2 protein-coding genes are annotated in these 617 nt (G+C 41.0%); both read right to left on the reverse strand.

What is annotated here, in order from left to right; genetic code table 11:
* Positions 1–299: IS3 family transposase (locus ERX27_RS11140; RefSeq protein WP_165983161.1), on the reverse strand; the 299-nt coding region annotated here is incomplete at its 3' end.
* A 41-nt stretch (positions 300–340) separates the two neighbouring features.
* A partial coding sequence (locus ERX27_RS11145; RefSeq protein ID WP_165983162.1) for a transposase occupies positions 341–617 on the reverse strand: 277 nt, incomplete at its 5' end.

The raw sequence follows: 617 nt of genomic DNA on the forward strand, positions 1-617 counted from the left end.
CCATTAGTAATATTGCGTTCATTCGACCGATCCGGAAAGGCTCTGTAACGCAGGGAAGTATATGTGGAGATAAGATTTTTAGATTTCATAATACGACCAATCCGTCTCCTGGAGACTTTCAGACCTTGTTTATCTAATGCTATCTTGATTCTTCTCGTGCCAAAACAACGCCTGTTTGTATTGAAGATATGAATGATCTTCTCAGTGACGTCTTCATCAGGCGGTTCTTTTTCTCTGTCACTCAGCTTGTTGACTTCATAATAGTAGGTACTTCTAGGAATCCGCAGGACTTTACACATTGCTGATACTGAATATTTCTCGGCATTCTCACGAATGACGGCTATCTTCGTCCCATGATCAGCGCTGCTTGCTTTAAAATGTCATTCTCCATCTTCAGCCGCTGGTTCTCTTTACGTAATTTCTTGAGTTCCTTCTCTTCATCACTCATATTGTCGTTGTGCAGAAATGACCCTGTGGACTGATGCTGTTTGATCCATTTCCCTAATGCCGAAGGCGTCAGGTCATACTCACGTACAATTTCATTTCTAGGTTTACCATTCTCATAAAGTTTGACCATCTGTAATTTGAATTCTGGACTGAAACTTCTTCTTTCACGT

This window comes from Macrococcus brunensis (assembly GCF_004359615.1).
GTDB classification, from domain to species: Bacteria; Bacillota; Bacilli; order Staphylococcales; family Staphylococcaceae; genus Macrococcus; species Macrococcus brunensis.